Source organism: Streptomyces sp. NBC_01166, from assembly GCF_045039765.1.
GTDB lineage: Bacteria > Actinomycetota > Actinomycetes > Streptomycetales > Streptomycetaceae > Streptomyces.
Genome location: NZ_CP108613.1, coordinates 790783 through 806009, shown reverse-complemented (window position 1 = coordinate 806009; position 15227 = coordinate 790783). Strand labels below are relative to the sequence as shown.

Annotated in this window: 14 protein-coding genes and 1 pseudogene; 8 read left to right on the top strand and 7 right to left on the bottom strand. The window is 71.8% G+C overall.

The window, feature by feature from the left end; translation table 11 throughout:
* Positions 1 to 87 precede the first annotated feature (87 nt).
* Positions 88 to 771, top strand: coding sequence for a hypothetical protein (locus OG379_RS03945; protein WP_405668400.1), 684 nt, complete (start codon positions 88 to 90; stop codon positions 769 to 771).
* Here OG379_RS03945 and OG379_RS03940 read toward each other — a convergent pair.
* Positions 734 to 1537 (bottom strand): TSUP family transporter, encoded by an 804-nt coding sequence (locus OG379_RS03940; RefSeq protein ID WP_405659308.1) that lies wholly within the window; start codon positions 1535 to 1537, stop codon positions 734 to 736. The two genes, OG379_RS03945 and OG379_RS03940, sit on opposite strands and share 38 nt — an antisense overlap.
* Positions 1538 to 1622: 85 nt before the next feature.
* Between OG379_RS03940 and OG379_RS03935 the strand changes: the two genes are divergently transcribed.
* The 3 genes from OG379_RS03935 (at position 1623) to OG379_RS03925 (ending at position 4166) form a co-directional block, all read left to right on the top strand.
* Entirely contained in the window at positions 1623 to 2429 is an 807-nt protein-coding gene (locus OG379_RS03935; RefSeq protein WP_405659306.1) for an AraC family transcriptional regulator, read from the top strand.
* Positions 2430 to 2586: 157 nt separating this feature from the next.
* Positions 2587 to 3507: an AEC family transporter gene (locus OG379_RS03930; RefSeq protein WP_405659304.1), complete on the top strand. Its 921-nt coding sequence runs from the start codon at positions 2587 to 2589 to the stop codon at positions 3505 to 3507.
* 92 nt (positions 3508 to 3599) lie between these two features.
* Entirely contained in the window at positions 3600 to 4166 is a 567-nt protein-coding gene (locus OG379_RS03925) for a GNAT family N-acetyltransferase (RefSeq protein ID WP_405659302.1), read from the top strand.
* A gap of 34 nt (positions 4167 to 4200) precedes the next feature.
* Here the strand turns inward: OG379_RS03925 and OG379_RS03920 are convergent, their stop codons facing one another.
* Both OG379_RS03920 and OG379_RS03915 read right to left on the bottom strand, forming a co-directional pair.
* Positions 4201 to 5304 (bottom strand): polyprenyl synthetase family protein, encoded by a 1104-nt coding sequence (locus tag OG379_RS03920; RefSeq protein ID WP_405659300.1) that lies wholly within the window; start codon positions 5302 to 5304, stop codon positions 4201 to 4203.
* Positions 5301 to 6368, bottom strand: a complete 1068-nt coding sequence (locus OG379_RS03915; protein WP_405668398.1) for a tetratricopeptide repeat protein — start codon at positions 6366 to 6368, stop codon at positions 5301 to 5303. Before OG379_RS03915 ends, OG379_RS03920 begins: the two co-directional genes overlap by 4 nt.
* A 468-nt stretch (positions 6369 to 6836) precedes the next feature.
* Between OG379_RS03915 and OG379_RS03910 the strand changes: the two genes are divergently transcribed.
* Positions 6837 to 7055 (top strand): MbtH family protein, encoded by a 219-nt coding sequence (locus tag OG379_RS03910; RefSeq protein ID WP_405659297.1) that lies wholly within the window; start codon positions 6837 to 6839, stop codon positions 7053 to 7055.
* 74 nt (positions 7056 to 7129) lie between these two features.
* Here the strand turns inward: OG379_RS03910 and OG379_RS03905 are convergent, their stop codons facing one another.
* The 3 genes from OG379_RS03905 to OG379_RS03895 all read right to left on the bottom strand — a co-directional run bounded on the left by OG379_RS03905 (position 7130) and on the right by OG379_RS03895 (position 10748).
* Positions 7130 to 8200 carry a bile acid:sodium symporter family protein gene (locus OG379_RS03905; RefSeq protein WP_405659295.1) on the bottom strand — a complete coding sequence of 357 codons (1071 nt, stop codon included), beginning with the start codon at positions 8198 to 8200 and terminating at the stop codon, positions 7130 to 7132.
* A 41-nt stretch (positions 8201 to 8241) separates the two neighbouring features.
* Entirely contained in the window at positions 8242 to 9864 is a 1623-nt protein-coding gene (locus OG379_RS03900) for an ABC-F family ATP-binding cassette domain-containing protein (protein WP_405659292.1), read from the bottom strand.
* A 242-nt stretch (positions 9865 to 10106) separates the two neighbouring features.
* Positions 10107 to 10748, bottom strand: a complete 642-nt coding sequence (locus OG379_RS03895; RefSeq protein ID WP_405659289.1) for a DUF4232 domain-containing protein — start codon at positions 10746 to 10748, stop codon at positions 10107 to 10109.
* Between the two features lie 228 nt (positions 10749 to 10976).
* Here OG379_RS03895 and OG379_RS03890 point away from each other — a divergent pair, with 228 nt between their 5' ends.
* From OG379_RS03890 to OG379_RS03880, 3 genes and pseudogenes are all read left to right on the top strand, one after another.
* Positions 10977 to 12110: a PP2C family protein-serine/threonine phosphatase gene (locus OG379_RS03890; protein ID WP_405659286.1), complete on the top strand. Its 1134-nt coding sequence runs from the start codon at positions 10977 to 10979 to the stop codon at positions 12108 to 12110.
* A 116-nt stretch (positions 12111 to 12226) separates the two neighbouring features.
* Positions 12227 to 13861 carry an MFS transporter gene (locus OG379_RS03885; RefSeq protein ID WP_405659283.1) on the top strand — a complete coding sequence of 545 codons (1635 nt, stop codon included), beginning with the start codon at positions 12227 to 12229 and terminating at the stop codon, positions 13859 to 13861.
* A gap of 86 nt (positions 13862 to 13947) precedes the next feature.
* Positions 13948 to 14334 (top strand): annotated as a pseudogene (locus OG379_RS03880) (short-chain dehydrogenase); the annotation flags it as partial.
* Between the two features lie 38 nt (positions 14335 to 14372).
* Here the strand turns inward: OG379_RS03880 and OG379_RS03875 are convergent.
* Complete coding sequence (locus OG379_RS03875; RefSeq protein ID WP_405659280.1) at positions 14373 to 15164, bottom strand: DeoR/GlpR family DNA-binding transcription regulator; 792 nt, start codon at positions 15162 to 15164, stop codon at positions 14373 to 14375.
* Between the last annotated feature and the right edge of the window lie 63 nt (positions 15165 to 15227).

The window sequence follows — 15227 nt, the reverse complement described above, 5'->3', positions numbered from 1 at the left end:
GGCTGCGGCTCCGCACCGGCCGGTCCGCCCGGTGCGAAACCGGGTGCCGACGCGGCCGGTGCGCGGAATACTCCGGGGGTGATCGTTATGCAGCCCGTCCTGGAGATCTACCCGGCCGACGGCTTCGGCTTCTGGCCGGTCGCCGACGTCAAGTCGTTCGGCTACCTGGCACTCGACGGGGAGCTCACCGCTGCCGAGGCCGGCGCAGCGGTGATGAGCATCGCCAAGTGCAACGACATCGAACCCGAACACGGCGACCGCCCGCCACGGCCCGTCGACCCGCTCGGTTCGTTCCTGCACGGGCTGCTGACGTTCGACGACCTCTTCGCGGCCGGTGGCATGCGGGTCACGGACAGCTCCGAAGGCATCACCTTCCTGCCGGGGTGCTGCAGCGGGCTTGAGGACTGGCGGGACTGGCGCAAGGCCCTCGACGGCGACGGACACGTCGAATGCGGCCATGACCCCGACCCGCTCGTCGAAGTTCGCGGCGACACCGTCCGGTTGACCGTGGACGCCGAGCGGTGCGACAGCCCGGTGATCGAGCTGCCCGTGACGGAGCTCCGCCGCCTGACGGACGAAGCCGAGCGTGACCTGGCCGGCTTCCTCGCAGTGGCCTCCAGCTGGGTGTCCGAGCATCTGCCCGACCACCGGGCCCCCGTCACCGCCGCCCTCGCGCGGGCCCTCGACATACCCGCGCCCGCGGGACCGGGAGAGCCGTGGGGGAGGCGTTCCTCTACGCCGACCCCACCATCGCCGCGGTCACGGCGATGAGCAGTCCGATGTAGGCCCATGCGTGGGCGCGGTCGGGGATCCGCGGCGGGCGGCGACGCAGTACCGCGATGACCGGCAGAGCCCCGAGGAGCAGCGCCGAGGCGGCGCGGACGTCGATGAGCCCCACCAGGTGCACGTGCGCGTCGATGGCGGCGGGGACAGCGGCGGCGCCCAGGGACACCGCGGTGGCCGGCAGTGCGATGGCGAGGGTCAGAGGGTTGGCCAGCGCGGTCGCCGTGTGCATGGTGTGTCCGGCCCGCCGCATGGCGGGGACGGTCATGACGCTGCCGCCCACCCCGAGGAACGCCGCGACGGCACCGACCGGCGCGCCGAGGACGGCGGGCAGGGGCCGTGGCGCTTCCGCGGCCGCCCGGGCCCGGGCGGCCGTACGCAGGAAGCCGGGGCGCAGAAGCAGGTCGGCGACGGTGAGAGCGACGTAGGCGACGAACGCCCAGCGCGTCGGACCGGCCGGGGCGAGGCGCGTTGCGAGAGCGCCGGCCACGGCGCCGGCCGACAGGAGGAGCAGCAGCGGACGGCTGCCGCGGAGGGCGACGAGTACCCGTCGCGGTGTGACCGCTGTGGCGAATCCCGCGTTCACCACCATCACCAGGGCCGAGGTGGCCGTCGCCACCCGCATCGCATCCCCGCCGAGCGCGGCGTCGGCCCACACCACGACCGGCACCGCGACGAATCCGCCGCCGAACCCGAACAGCACCGTCGTCACCCCGGTGAGGAGCCCGACCCCTGTCAGCATCACCACGTCCATGCGCCCTACTCCACCAGCCGCAGGGGGCGTCCCGCATGCGATGGTCGGCGCACTTCTTTCGCGTCCCAGCCAGTACGGTGGAGGGGTGAAGAACGTCCCGCTGGCCGAGGTCGACCACGTCGACCGGGTCGTCCTGCCGATCGGCACCGACTACCCGCCCGGTCACGTACTGGACCTGCACGAACACCGCCGTGCGCAGTTCCTCTACGGAGCCACAGGGGTCATGGTCGTGGACACCGCCGACGGGACCTGGACCGTCCCGCCCGAGCGTGCCGTGCTGATTCCCGCCGCTACCCGGCACCGTGTCCGCATGCTCGGGGTGAGCACCCGGAGTCTGTACATCGAGCCGGACGCCGTCCCCTGGTGGCCCGCCACCTGCACGGTCGTCGACGTTCCGCCCCTCCTGCGTGAACTGCTGCTGGCCGCCGTGGAGTTCGAGCCCGACTACAGCCTGTCGGGGCGCGAGGGAACCATCGCCGCGCTCCTCCTGCATGAGATCTCCGAGCGCGCCCCCCTGCCCTTCCACGTGGGGATTCCGGCCTCCACCGATCTCGCGAGGCTCTGCCGCGCCTATCTGGCCGCCCCCGACGCCGGCGTCACCAACGCCGCATGGGCCGCCGCGACGAACATGAGCGAGCGGGCTTTCACCCGGCGTTTCCGCTTTGAGGCCGGTGAGAGCCCGGCCGTCTGGCGGGCCCGTGCCCGTCTGCTCGCGGCTGTGCCGCTCCTGCGCTCCGCGTCGGTCAGTGAGGTCGGTGGCCGCCTCGGCTACGCCTCTCCCGCCGCGTTCACCGCGGCTTTCACGCGTGCCTTCGGCACGCCGCCGTCCCGCTTCGCGGCCGCAGGGGCCGGGGGCGCGCGCAGAGCCCCGCTCCGGGCGACCGGTCGCTGAGCACCGCGCCACGGTGACCGTAGGCTAAGCCCTGGTCAACGCATCGGCGGGCGGCTTCCGGGCGGAAGCGGGGGGCCTGAGCCCCGCGCGGTTCCGGCACAGGCCGGCCATCGCCGCTCGCTGACCGGACGCATACGATCCATCAGCAAGGAAGTCCATGCGGGGAGTTCTCACGGGTTTCGCGGTGATCGCCGTCGTCATCGGCATCGGCTACGTCCTCGGGCGCCGCGGACACCTGGGAGACGAAGGCCGGACGGTCCTGACCAGGCTCGCCTTCAACGTGGCGACCCCCGCCCTGCTCTTCACGACCCTGGCGGGCGCGGACCTGTCGGTCATCTTCTCCCAACGGCTCCTCGTCACCGCCGCGGGGACCGCCTCCGCGGCCGCCCTCTTCATCACCGTAGGACTCCTACGACGATGGGGAACGGGACAGATCACCATCGGCGCCCTGTGCTCCAGCTACGTCAACGCCGGCAACCTCGGGATCCCGATCGCCGTCTACGTGCTGGGGGACGCCTCCCTGGTCGCCCCCGTCCTGCTCTTCCAGCAGATCGTCGTCACCCCGCTGGCCCTGACCATCCTCGACCTGAACCGGCCCGGCGAGCCCCGCCCTCTCCTGCAGCGCCTGACCACACCGCTCCGCAATCCGATGGCCGTCGGCTCGCTCTCGGGTGTCGTCGTGGCCGCCAGCGGATGGACCGTCCCGTCGCCGGCCCTCGAACCCCTCACCCTCATCGGCAACATGTCCGTCCCCGCGGTCCTGCTGGCCTTCGGGATTTCCCTGCGCGGCAGCGGCATACCCGCCCGGGGGGACAACCGGCCCGCCATCGTTCTCTCCGCCACCCTCAAGACGACCGTCCAGCCGCTCATCGCCTGGGCCATCGGCGCGGGCGTCTTCCATCTGCAGGGCGCCGCTCTCCTCGACGTCGTCGTGACCTCGGCGCTGCCCGCGGCGCAGAACCTGTACACCTACGCCTCGCAGTACCGGGTCGGCGAACAAATCGCCCGGGAGTCCATCCTGCTGTCCACCGTGGCCTCGATCCCCGTACTGATCATCGTTGCCGCGCTTCTGGGATAGCCGGGCCGTCGACCGCGCGCCGCCGCTAGTGTGTCCCGTCCGACAGGCATGGCCGTGAGCGCCCTGCAACCGACACAGGACAGGTGGGCGCGATGAGCGGCATGTGGACCGGGGAGAAGGTACGCCTGCGAGGTGTCGAGCCCGATGACTGGGAAGGCTTTTTCGACCTGGCCCGGAACACGCTCGACGTCCGTAACGCGGATCTGGTCGAACCCCCGCGCTCCGCCGAGAGTTTCCGGTCCTGGACCGCCGAGCGGGCGGGGCGCCCGCCGGGAGGCGAAGCCTTCCGCCTGGTGGTCGAGGGGCTGGCGGACCGGGCTTTCGCGGGGTCCGTGACAGTCGGAGAGACCGACAGCCGTGCGGGACGGTTCAGGACCGGCGTCGAGATCAGCCGCGCCCACCGCCGCAGAGGGTACGCGGCCGAGGCGACGGAACTCGTCCTCACCTATATGTTCGCCGAGCAGCGCTACAACAAGTGCGAGGTGGAGGTCTACGCCTTCAACGACGGCTCACTCGCGCTCTACCGCAAGCTGGGCTTCGTCGAGGAGGGCAGGCTCCGCGAGCATGAGTTCTTCGCCGGCGGCCACCACGACGTGGTGCTGCTCGGCATCACCGCCGCCGAATACTGGGCCACACACCGGCGTCCCCCGGTGCGGTGATGCTTGTGTCACCCCCTCGCGACGGCGGGCGCATTCACACCCTGCGGTGCAGCAGGAACTCGAGCAGCAGCTCGATCTCGCGCGCCGCACGTGGGACGAGGGGCACGCTCCGTAGGCAGCCACGGGCGGCGTCGAGGTGGTGGCGGGCCTCTTCCAAGGTGGCGGCGCGGCCGCCGCACGCCTCGACCAGCGCGGCCGCGCGAACCGTACCGGCGTCGTCGAGGGGAAGCGGTGAGTTCAGAAGAGCGGCGAGTTCCCTGGAGTGGAACCCGTCCCCGGCAAGGGCGGCGAGCACGGGATAGGTCTTCTTCTGCTGCCTCAGATCGCTGTGGACCGGCTTGCCCGTCACCAGTGGGTCACCCCAGATTCCGAGCAGGTCGTCGACGGCCTGGAAGGCCACCCCGAGGTGCCGTCCGGCCCGGTCAAGGGCGGCGACGGTGCGGGCGGGTGCGCCTCCCAGAAGGCCGCCGAGCGCCGCGGCGCAGCCCAGGAGGGTGCCGGTCTTGAGCTCGGCCATGGAACGGTACTCGTCGGTCCGGACGGCGCCGGGCCCGGTCCAGGGCCGGGCCGCGAAGAGCAGGTCCTCCGCCTGGCCGCGTACGAGACCGCTCAGTGTCTCGGACAGCCTGCACACGGCCCCGGCGGTGTGCGGGCCCGCTGTCTCGGCGAGCGTCTGCACGGCGAGTGCGAAGAGGGCATCGCCCGCGAGCACGGCCGGCCCGGTGCCGTACGCCTTCCACACGGTCTCGCGCTGCCGCCGGGTCCCGTCCCCGTCCATGATGTCGTCGTGCAGCAGCGAGAAGGTGTGGACCAGCTCGACCGCCACCGCCCCGGGCACGGCGCTCTTCCCGGGTGCGCCCGCCGCCTCGGCGCACAGCACGGCGAGGGCCTGGCGCACGCCCTTGCCCTCGAAGGACCCGTCGGCGGGCGCACCGCCGACCTCGCACCAGCCGAGTGAGAACGCGGCCATCTCACCCGGCCACGGGTGGAGGCGCTCTATCGCGGCGGACAAGGACGGACGTACCAGATCGCGACAGCGCGCCAGTACGCGGGGAGCGGAGGCCGCGGCCTCAGGTGGCCCGGTGTCCGAGGTCGCGGCTGCCCCGGCGGGTGCGGAGACGGTCGTGGGGGAGGTCATCGCGTCGCCGCCTCCTCGACGCGGTGGCCTGCGTCGGGCAGCGGGCCCAGCCCCAGCTCGGCCGCGGCCTTGTCGACCATCTCCCGTGCGTGCCTCAGGCCGATGCGGTCCAGGGTCCGGCGGAGACCGGACAGCTCCACGACTGTCTCCGCCGGGTTCCGGCCGAGCCGGGCGAGCGATTTGGCGAGCCCCAGCCGGGACAGCGCGGTCCCCCGTGGCTCGTTCATCTCCTGGAATTCGGCGAGCGCCTGCGCGTAGGTGTCGCGGGCCTGTGCGTACTGCCCCGCCCGGTAGTGCACATTGCCGCGCATCTTGTGGTTGTACGCCAGCGCGCTGGACAACTTCATCTCGCGGCAGATGAATTCGGCCTCGGTGAGCAACGCCAGGGCACGCTCCACCTCACCGTCGCGTACGGACACCACGTCCGCTATGCCGCGCAGCGCCCAGGCGCGGCCTCGCCGGTCGTCGGCGTCACCCGCGGTCTCGGCCGCCTCCTCGAAGAGCGCGAGCGCCTTGTCGTACGAGCCGGTGTTCCGGTGCATCTGGGCTATGCCTTCCAGCGCCCAGACCGTGTGCCTGGCCTCTCCGCGCCTGCGGGCCTCGGCGAGAAGCTGTTCGTGCAGCTTGCCGACGGCCTGATAGTCGCCCTGGATGCGCCCGGTCTCCGCGAGACCGGCGAGCGAGTAGCCGCGTACCACCACGTCGCCCCCTCGCTCGCCCATGTCGGCCGCGAGCCCGAGCAGCCGGTAGGCCAGAGCCAGCGAGCCTCGCTGGCGGGCGAGCGTGCCGCCGCTCCACAGCGCCCACGCCATGGCTCCGACATCCTCGGCCTCACGCGCCGCACGGTAACTCGACTTCCACGCGGTGTCGGCATCCGTCACGTGCCCCAGCCGCCGGTGCGCCTCCGCGACAGCGAGCCCGCAGCGTGCCATTTCCCGCTGCTGCCCGGCACGTTCCGCTGCCCGCAACTCCTCGATCCCTTTCGCCAGCACCTCGGTGAGGGAGGAGTTCACCGACAACGAGCCGAGCGCCCCCTGGTATTCGGGAGCGAACGCCTTGTCCATCGGCCGATTCTGCTGAGTCACCCGTGCCACCCTCACCGTCTCGCCTGTCTTCGGGTCCTGGTCACCGGCCGTCGGCCGGCCGCCGTCCCTGATCAAGACGGTACGAGCGACCGGGGGTTCCACGAATCCCTCTCCGTGTTGGTCATGGGGTCGTCCCTGAGGGCCACGCGCGCCGGGGCGCGGTCCTCCGTGCGAGGGACGCCCGAGCAGGGCTCCGGCCGCCCTGTCGGCAGGCCGGCGGAGCCTGACGACCGTCCATGAGAGCTCGGCGGATCCCGCACAGCCCCCAGGCGTCCTGGGCGCCCTCGCGCACAGCGTCGCCCCTGGCTCATCTCGTCGGCGGAGGTGGGCGAGGCGATCGGGAGGGGCGGAGGCGAGTTACGGAACGGGGTGCGTCAGCCGTGGGTGATCCGGGTAAGGTGACAGCAATTAAGTGAAGGTAGCCTTACCTAAGTTCAAGGAGTTCCGGTGACCAACCCCTTCGAGGACGAGAACGGCACCTACCTGGTGCTCGTCAACGACGAGGGACAGCACTCGCTGTGGCCTGCCTTCGCCGAGGTGCCCGGCGGCTGGACCGTGGCCCATCAGGAGGACACCCGTCAGGCCTGCCTCGACTACGTGGAGCAGAACTGGACGGACCTGCGGCCCAAGAGCCTGATACGGAGCATGGCGGCCGGGCCGGTGTGAACCCTGTGGAACGCCCGAAGGCGTTCGTCCGGAACCCCGGACGAACGCCTTCGGCGGTGAACTGCGGCCCGAGGTCAGGATTCCTCGGCGGCCGCGGTCCTCGGTGCCGGGGCGGCGACCGCCGGTGCCGACTCGTCCCGCCGTGACCGGTGCGCCATCCATGCGGCGACCAGCGCGCCCGAGATGTTGTGCCACACGGAGAACACCGCGGCCGGCAGGGCGGCCAGCGGACTGAAGTGAGCGGTCGCCAGCGAGGCGGCGAGCCCGGAGTTCTGCATGCCGACCTCGAAGGCCATGGCGCGGCTTGCGGGCCGGCCGAGTCCTGAGATCTTGCCCGCACCGTAACCGAGTGCGAGTCCGAGGCCGTTGTGCAGCACGACGGCGATCAGCACGGTCACGGCGGCCGACTTGATCGTGCCGGCACTGCCCGCCACGACGGCGCAGACGATCGCGGCGATGGCCAGCGACGACAGCCAGGGCATGAGGCCCAGCACCCGGTCGACGAGCTTGCCCGCGACGAGCCGCACCGCGAGGCCGCCGAGGACCGGAAGCAGCACTGTCTTGAGGATGTCCGTGATCATCGAGCCGGCGTCCACCGGCAGGTACGCACCCGCGAGCAGCAGCGTGAGCGGGGGCGTCACCAGGGGGGCAACCAGGGTGGAGACGGTGGCGACGGAGACCGACAGCGCCACGTCGCCGCGGGCCAGGAAGGTCACCACGTTCGACGCCGTACCGCTCGGCGCGCAGCCGACCAGGATCAGTCCGGCCGCCAGCTGCGGCGGCAGCCCGAGCAGGTGGGCGATGGCCCAGCCCAGCCCCGGCATGATCACGTAGTGCGCGACCAGCCCGATGGCCACGGCCCACGGGCGCTTCGCCACGCCCCTGAAGTCGAGCGGAGTCATCGTCAGGCCCATGCAGAACATGACGATCCCCAGCAGGTACGGAACCGATTCCGTCCAGCCGTCGAACGTGCCGGGGGTGACGAGACCGGCTACGCCCGCCGCAAGCACGAGGACGGGGAACACCGTGACGGCGCGCCTCGCCGCCTTGTCGTCGGAGGCCGGTTGATCAGGGGATATCTGTTCGGTTTGCACAGGCGCGATGAGACGCCGCAGGCATGGGCCTTCGCAAGCGCGTCTCACCATATGGACGCGATGTCCAGGATGCGTCCGCTCGCAGTCCCCGCCTACCAGGGCCGGAGGCGCAGCTCGCGCCCTTGCCATCGCCTCCGCAGCCAGCGGTCGTGACCGGCCAGGACGATCGCTCCGGGGCCCGCACCCATGGCCGCCTCGAGTTCGTCGCAGAGGCGGGGGGACAGATGGTTCGTGGGTTCGTCGAGCAGCAGCAACTCGGGCGGATGCGCCACCAGGAGGGCCAGCGCGAGCCTGCGGCGCTGGCCGACGGAGAGGCGCCCGACCTGCTTGCCCAGGTCCGCCTCGCTCATCAGCCCCAGCGAACCCAGCGGTACGGCCTCCGCACGCTCGCTCCCGAGGGCGTGTGCGTAGGTGTCCCGGACGGTGCGGTCCGGCCGCGCGAACACGGTGTCCTGGGCCAGCATCCCCACCGAGAGGCCGCCCTTGCGCCGCACGTCGCCGTCCGCCGCGAGACGTCCGGCGAGCACGGCCAGGAGCGTCGACTTCCCCGCCCCGTTGTCACCCGTCACGAGCAGCCGTTCGGTCGCCGCCACGTCGAGGCGGTCGACGGCGAGGCGGCCCCGCACCCGCACGTCCCGAAGGGAGACGAGGAGCCCGTCCGCCGAAGGTCCGGCGAGGGCGGTGCGCCGGAACCGCAGCGGCTGCGGAGGCTCGGCGATCCGGTGCCGTTCGAGTTCGTCCAGCCGGCGGGCGGCGTTGCGCGCCCGGCGCGAGATCTGGCTCTGCACCCGGTTGGCCCGGACGCCGTAACCCATCTTCTCGTTGTCACGCGGTCCACGGTCCGGGGCGACGCGATGCGTGGTCGTGCCGATCGACCGGTGCAATGCCTCCAGCTCCTCCTGTTCCTCCGCGAAACGCCGTTCCCAGCGTTCCCGTTCGGCCCGCTTCTCGGCCTGGTAGGCGGTGTAGTTGCCGCCGTACCGCACCGGCCCGTCCATGGCGGGGTCGAGGTCGACCAGGTCCGTGCACACGGCGTCGAGGAAGGCCCGGTCATGGCTCGCCACGACGACGGCGCCGGGCAGGCCGCACACCTGCTCCTCCAGGAACTCCGCGGCACGGTCGTCGAGATGGTTGGTCGGCTCGTCCAGCAGCAGCGCGGAAGGCCTCCGGACCAGGAGGGAAGCCAGGGCCAGCCGCCCGCGCTGCCCACCGGACAGGGAACCGAGTGTCCGGTCCCGCCGGATCCCGCCGAGGCCGAGGCCTTCCAGCACCATCGTGGCGCGCCGGTCGGCGTCCCACGCCTCCTGCTCCTGGGCGCGCTCCAGCCGCCGGCCGTAGGCGTCGAGCAGCGCGGCGTACCCGGGGGAGTCCTCGTCGGCGCGGGCGAGTTCCCCGGTGAGGCGCTCGATCTCGGCGAGATCGTCGCGGACCTCGCTCAGCGCCTCGTCCAGCACGTCAGCGATCGTGGCGGCGGCGGCGAACGGCATCTCCTGGTGCAGGAAGCCCAGATCGGCCGGGCGGGTGATGCTTCCCGCGTCCGGTTCGTCGGCCCCGGCGAGCAGACGGAGCAATGTCGACTTGCCGACGCCGTTCTCCCCGATCAGTCCGATGCGGTGGCCGGGGGGCGCCGTGAGGGAGAAACCGTCGACCACGCGCCCGTCGCCGAAGGAACGGACGATGTCGCGTGCGAGCAGGGCTGCGGAGGCGTCGGACATGGGAGATGACCTCGTGTGCGTACGGGCGGACAGGCTTCCGCCCGGGGCGGGCAGGGGGAAACGGGAACGACACAGGGCCTCGCGGCAACGGCGCTGTCGCGCACCTGCCCACGGGCGATCACATCCGGGTGTCACCCGGAGATGTCGTCGTCTCCCACCATGTCCGGTCTCCTCACCGAGAGAGCGATGTCCACGGCGAGCCTAGCAGCCCGCCGTACCCCGGCCCTGAGGTGCCGTCACGCCTATTTGCCCGAGCCGACCGGGGTCACCGTGACGCGGGAAGCGGAGCCGGACCCCGCGGGGATGTTCACGGAGAGGGACATGGTGTGCGAACGGGTCTCGTCCGGCGGCGTCACGACCGCCGAGGTGAACGTGACGCCCGAGCCTCCGCCGGTGTTCGGCGGGAAGTACAAGGAGAAGTTCGTGCGCTCCCCGGGGGCCAGCGTGACCGTCGGTACCGACCGGCCGCCGTTGCGTTCGGCGCTCACGGTGCCGTCCTTGCCCGTGAGGTCCAGGCCGGGGAACCCGTGCATCGAGCAGGACGCAGAGCCGGTGTTCTCCAGGTTGATCAGCACCTCGCCCTCCGCCATGCCGCCGGAACTGCTGAAGGAGAGGTCCGCCGTCCGGCAGATACCCCCGGCCGAGGAGGCGGACGGGGCCTCGGAGGCCGGGGCTGATGCCGAGGCCCGGCCGTCCCCTACGCCGGAACCCTCCGTGGCGGTCGTGGCACCGGCGCCGCTCCGGCTGCCGGAGTCGGCGGACGTCTCCCCCCGCGCGGGCGCCGCCGCGCCCGTGCCGCTGCCGCCCTCACCGCCGCAGGCGGTGAGGGCGAGGGCGGCCGCCACTGCGGCGGCGATGACGACGGATGTCTTCCGAAGGCGCATGACGTCCCCTGTGATGAGGCACCGGCTGCTCCGTACGAGCACTTACGTGGGCAATGCACGCGACTGTCCCGCGAACGGGTGTGCGCCGGACCGAAGATCATGACGTCGGGAGGAACACCGGCCCGCCCCGCGACCACAAGAGGCTCATGCCCGTCAGAAGCCCCGTCATGTACGCCGGACCGTGACGCCGGGGATGCGGAGGGCCGTGCTTGCGGGCAGCGTGGGGGAGTGCCGCAGCTGCTGAGAACCCAGTGGATCCCCGTAGGCCTCATCGTGCTGGCCGTGGTGGTCGACCTGGTCACCCCGCACGACGTGACGTCCGCGCCGCTGCTCATGGCTGCACCCGTCGCCGCCGCGCCGCTCTGCGGCATCCGCGCGATCATCGGCATCGGGCTCACGGCGATGGTCGTCCACGCGTTCCTCGCACGGCTCGACGGGACCTTCGGCTGGCGCGCGGGCATCGCCAACCAGATCACCCTGGCGGCCGTCACCGCCCTCGCCGTCCTGATCCACCGCACGCTGCGCAGACAGGACGCCCGCGCCCGGCGCGCCCAGCACGTCGCGGCCGTCGCCCAGCGGGCCGTGCTGCCCAGGCCCCCGTCGCGGCTGGGGGACCTGCACGTCGACGCCCGGTACGTGCCCGCCGAGAGCGAGGCACTGATCGGCGGCGACCTGTACGTGGTGCAGAGCACCCCGTACGGGATCCGGGTCATGGTCGGGGACGTTCGGGGAAAGGGCCTCGGGGCGGTCAGCGCCGTCAGCGCCGACCTCGGCGCCTTCCGGTACGCGGCGGACGAGGCCGAGGACCTCCCGCAGCTCGTGACCCGGCTGGAGCGGGCCCTCCTGCGCGAGGGCGGCCGGCGTGGCGGCCAGCAACAGTCGGAGGGCTTCACGACAGCGCTCATCGCCGAGTTCTCCACGGACCTGGAGACCGTACGCCTGGTCAACCGGGGCCATCCGCCTCCGGTACTCCTGGACGCACAGGGCCGCGCCACCCTCCTCGGTGCGTCCGAGGAGGCGCCCCCACTGGGGATGAGCGATCTGGGCGCGTGGAGCTCCCCGGTCGACAGCTTCCCCTTTCCCGCCGGCTCCACCCTGCTCTGCTTCACCGACGGCGTCACCGAGTCGCGCGATGCCGCCGGGCGCTTCTACGACCCCGTCGCACGCCTGCCTCTCGTCCTCGGCAGACGGGCGCGCTCCGGCGGACGCCTCGCTCCGGGGCAGATCCTGGACACGCTGATCCAGGACGTCCGGCGCCACGTCGGCGGCCGGCCGCAGGACGACCAGGCCATGCTGGCCCTGCACCGCTCCCGCACCGAGGACGAACCCGCTCCGCGGGCCACGGCGGGCCCTCCGAGCTGACGGCCGGTCCGGCCGCGGAAGAGCAGAGGAGCGGAGGAGCTGAGGCACCGCCATCCGCCGTACGACGGCCGCGACCTGGATGTGCGGGCTTCTCCCATCCGGTTCACACTCGGATCATGCGCACCGACACTCCCGGCCCGGACACGGCCGGCCCCCCTGCCGCAGGGGGAGCCGCCAACCAGACGCTGGCCCTCGCGGCGATGCTCTTCGCCGTGTCGATGACGTTCATCGACCAGACGATCGTCGCCGTCGCCGCGCCGAGCATCATCGAGGAACTCGGGCTCTCGTCCTCCGGGATGCAATGGGTCGTCAATGCCTACCTGCTCGCCCTCGCCGCATTCTTCGCGCTCGGCGGGAGGCTGTCCGACATCTTCGGCCACCGCCGGGTGATGGTGATCGGCACGCTCCTGTTCGTCGTCTCCTCCGTGCTGTGCGGCTGCGTCCCGGAAGGTGACTTCGCACAGGCCTGGCTGATCATCTTCCGTGCCACCCAGGGACTCGGCGCGGCGCTCATGTTCCCCGCCGCGCTCGCCGTGGTCATCGCCGTCTTCCCCGTGGAGAAGCGCGGCCGTGCGCTCGCGCTGTTCTTCGGTCTCTCCGGAGCGCTCACCGCGGTCGGGCCGCTGCTCGGCGGCTGGCTGACGGCCTGGACCTGGCGGGCGATCTTCTGGGTGAACGTGCCGATCGCCGTCATCGCCCTCGTCCTGGCCGTCATGGCTCACATCCCCGAGATCCGCCGGCGCGAGAAGCTGGACGTGCCCGGTGCCGTCCTGGTGGCCGTGGGCATGGGGCTGAGCGTGTTCGGGTTCCAGCAGGCGTCCGCGTGGGGCTGGAGCAGCGTCGCCACCTGGGTGTGCATCGTGGGCGGGCTCGTCGTCCTGGCGGTGTTCTGCCGCTACGAACTCGGGGTGGCGGAACCGCTCATCAAGCTGCGTGTCTTCCACGACCGGGCGTTCACCGTCGACATGCTCGTCCTCTTCCTCGCGATGCTGGCCTTCGTCCCGGTCTTCTTCTTCGCGTCCGTCTACGCACAGGTCTCGCTGAGCGCCTCGCCGAACCAGGCCGCCCTGTACCTGCTCTACTTCTTCATCGGGTTCGGGATCGCGTCCCAGTGGGGCGGCCGCATCCTGGACCGGCGCGGAGCCCGTCCGGCGATGAAGATCGGCACGGCGCTCGGCGCCGTCGGGTTCGCCCTGTGGGCGAACAAGCTGACGGACCTGTCGATGCACGACCAGTGGCCGTACGCCGCGCTCGCCGGAGCGGGCATCGGCTTCCTCCTCGCCCCGGCGTCCACCGACGCGGTCAACCGGTCGATCGGCGCCTCGTACGGCGAGGTCACCGGCCTCACCCAGACCGTGCGCAACTACGCGGCGAGCATCGGGATCGCAGTCTTCGGGACGATCCTCACCCACGTCACCACCGACAGGGTCGTGGAGACCCTCACGTCCAGAGGCGTGCCGGCAGGCGCGGCGAACGACGCCGCCAGATCGGTCGCGGAGGCCGTCACCGGAAATCCGGACGCACAGGAGCCGTCCGGCGGAGGCCGGGTCGCCACCCTCATGAGGGACTCGATGGACGCGGTCCGAATGGACTTCGCCGAGGCGAACCAGTGGGTGTTCTACGGGATGGCCATCGCGCTCGGTATCGGGTACCTGTGCGCGATCCGGCATCCCGGGACACGGGTGACCGGAGTCTCGCCCACCGAGCCTCCCGAGCAGCCGGGGCGGGGCGGACGGGAAGCCGACGGCTGACGGTGCGTGCCCCACCCGTACGGCCCTGCGGCCACGGGTGTGGAGCGGCGCTCCCCGGTGAGGCGTGACGTATGCACTCATGGGCGGTGTCATCGCCGGCGCACCGGATCGGGCGTATCGACTTCGACAACCTCAACGTCGAGCGGGGCTACGAGAAGTGGTGTGCGTACGCGCAGTCGAAGCCGGCCAACCTGCTCTTCACCGCGGAACTCCAGCGCAGGGCGGACGCGGCCGGCAAGCAGGTGCTCGCGCTCGCGGCCCAGCCCGGCCTCGCCGCGACGGACCTCGGACAGGCGGGACCGCGGATGGCCGGACGGGACGGCGGGAGCTACTACGGCCAGCGACTGCTGGACGGGACACGGGGAGGCCCCGCACCCGCCCACATGTCGGCCCGGGCTCAGGACATGAACACGGCGCGGGTTCTTCAGGACGAATCGGCGCGCCTCACCGGAACAGCCGCCGACGCCCTCTGAGCCCTGCCCCTCACCGGAGACCCGGGGAGGGGCAGGGCTCAGACGGCCGCCAGCCGCAGGTCCGCGCCGCCGGCCCGCAGCCCCTCGGCAGCGGCCTCGGCCAGGGAGTCGTCGGTGACGATGGTGTCGAACGCGCTGAGCGGCGCCACCCGGAACTTGCCGAACGTCCCGTACTTCGACGCGCCGGCGACCAGCACGCTCGACCCCGTGCACTCCATCGCCGCCTGCTTGACCTCCACCTTCGCCGCCGAAGGGGTGGTCACCCCGCGCAGCAGGTCCCAGGAACTGGTGCTGATGAAGGCGATGTCGAGTGCGAGCTGACGCAGCGTCGTGGCCGCGAGCCGGCCCACACTCGACCGGTTGGACGGGTCCACCTGGCCACCGATGTGTATGACGTCGAGGTGCGAGGAGGCCATCAGCCGGTCGACGGTCGTGAAGTCGTTGGTGACGACCGTCAGCGACTCGTGGCGCGCGAGCAGCGGCACCATGGCCAGCAGCGTCGTCCCCGCGTCCAGGTAGACAGTCATGCCCTCCCGCACGAGCCCGGCGGCGGCCGTGGCCATGGCCTGCTTCTCGGGCTGCTCCAGCACCGACTTGGCCTGGAAGCTGGGCTCGCTCTGGAGGTGACTGGCGATCCGTGCCCCGCCGGGCACGGAGAACACCAGTCCCTGACGCTCCAGTTCTGCGATGTCGCGGCGGACGGTCATGTGGGAGACGCCGAAGAGCTGGGTGATCTGCTGCACGCTCAGTACTCCGTCGCGCCGCAGATGCTTCAACAGGAGCTCGCGCCGTTGATCGGGGATCAGGGGCAACTGCTCTTCGTCGGCCACTGCTTCTTACCTTTCCTCGCGCGACCACCGCGGTCGCTGCTCGATTGTGCCGTCCCCGCCCGC

Bases quoted from the DNA above. Each gene is read 5' to 3' on its own strand.
- OG379_RS03945 (WP_405668400.1), top strand. From the start codon at position 88: ATGCAGCCCGTCCTGGAGATCTACCCGGCCGACGGCTTCGGCTTCTGG.
- OG379_RS03940 (WP_405659308.1), bottom strand. From the start codon at position 1,537: ATGGACGTGGTGATGCTGACAGGGGTCGGGCTCCTCACCGGGGTGACG.
- OG379_RS03930 (WP_405659304.1), top strand. From the start codon at position 2,587: ATGCGGGGAGTTCTCACGGGTTTCGCGGTGATCGCCGTCGTCATCGGC.
- OG379_RS03925 (WP_405659302.1), top strand. From the start codon at position 3,600: ATGAGCGGCATGTGGACCGGGGAGAAGGTACGCCTGCGAGGTGTCGAG.
- OG379_RS03920 (WP_405659300.1), bottom strand. From the start codon at position 5,304: ATGACCTCCCCCACGACCGTCTCCGCACCCGCCGGGGCAGCCGCGACC.
- OG379_RS03915 (WP_405668398.1), bottom strand. From the start codon at position 6,368: ATGGACAAGGCGTTCGCTCCCGAATACCAGGGGGCGCTCGGCTCGTTG.
- OG379_RS03905 (WP_405659295.1), bottom strand. From the start codon at position 8,200: ATGGTGAGACGCGCTTGCGAAGGCCCATGCCTGCGGCGTCTCATCGCG.
- OG379_RS03900 (WP_405659292.1), bottom strand. From the start codon at position 9,864: ATGTCCGACGCCTCCGCAGCCCTGCTCGCACGCGACATCGTCCGTTCC.
- OG379_RS03895 (WP_405659289.1), bottom strand. From the start codon at position 10,748: ATGCGCCTTCGGAAGACATCCGTCGTCATCGCCGCCGCAGTGGCGGCC.
- OG379_RS03885 (WP_405659283.1), top strand. From the start codon at position 12,227: ATGCGCACCGACACTCCCGGCCCGGACACGGCCGGCCCCCCTGCCGCA.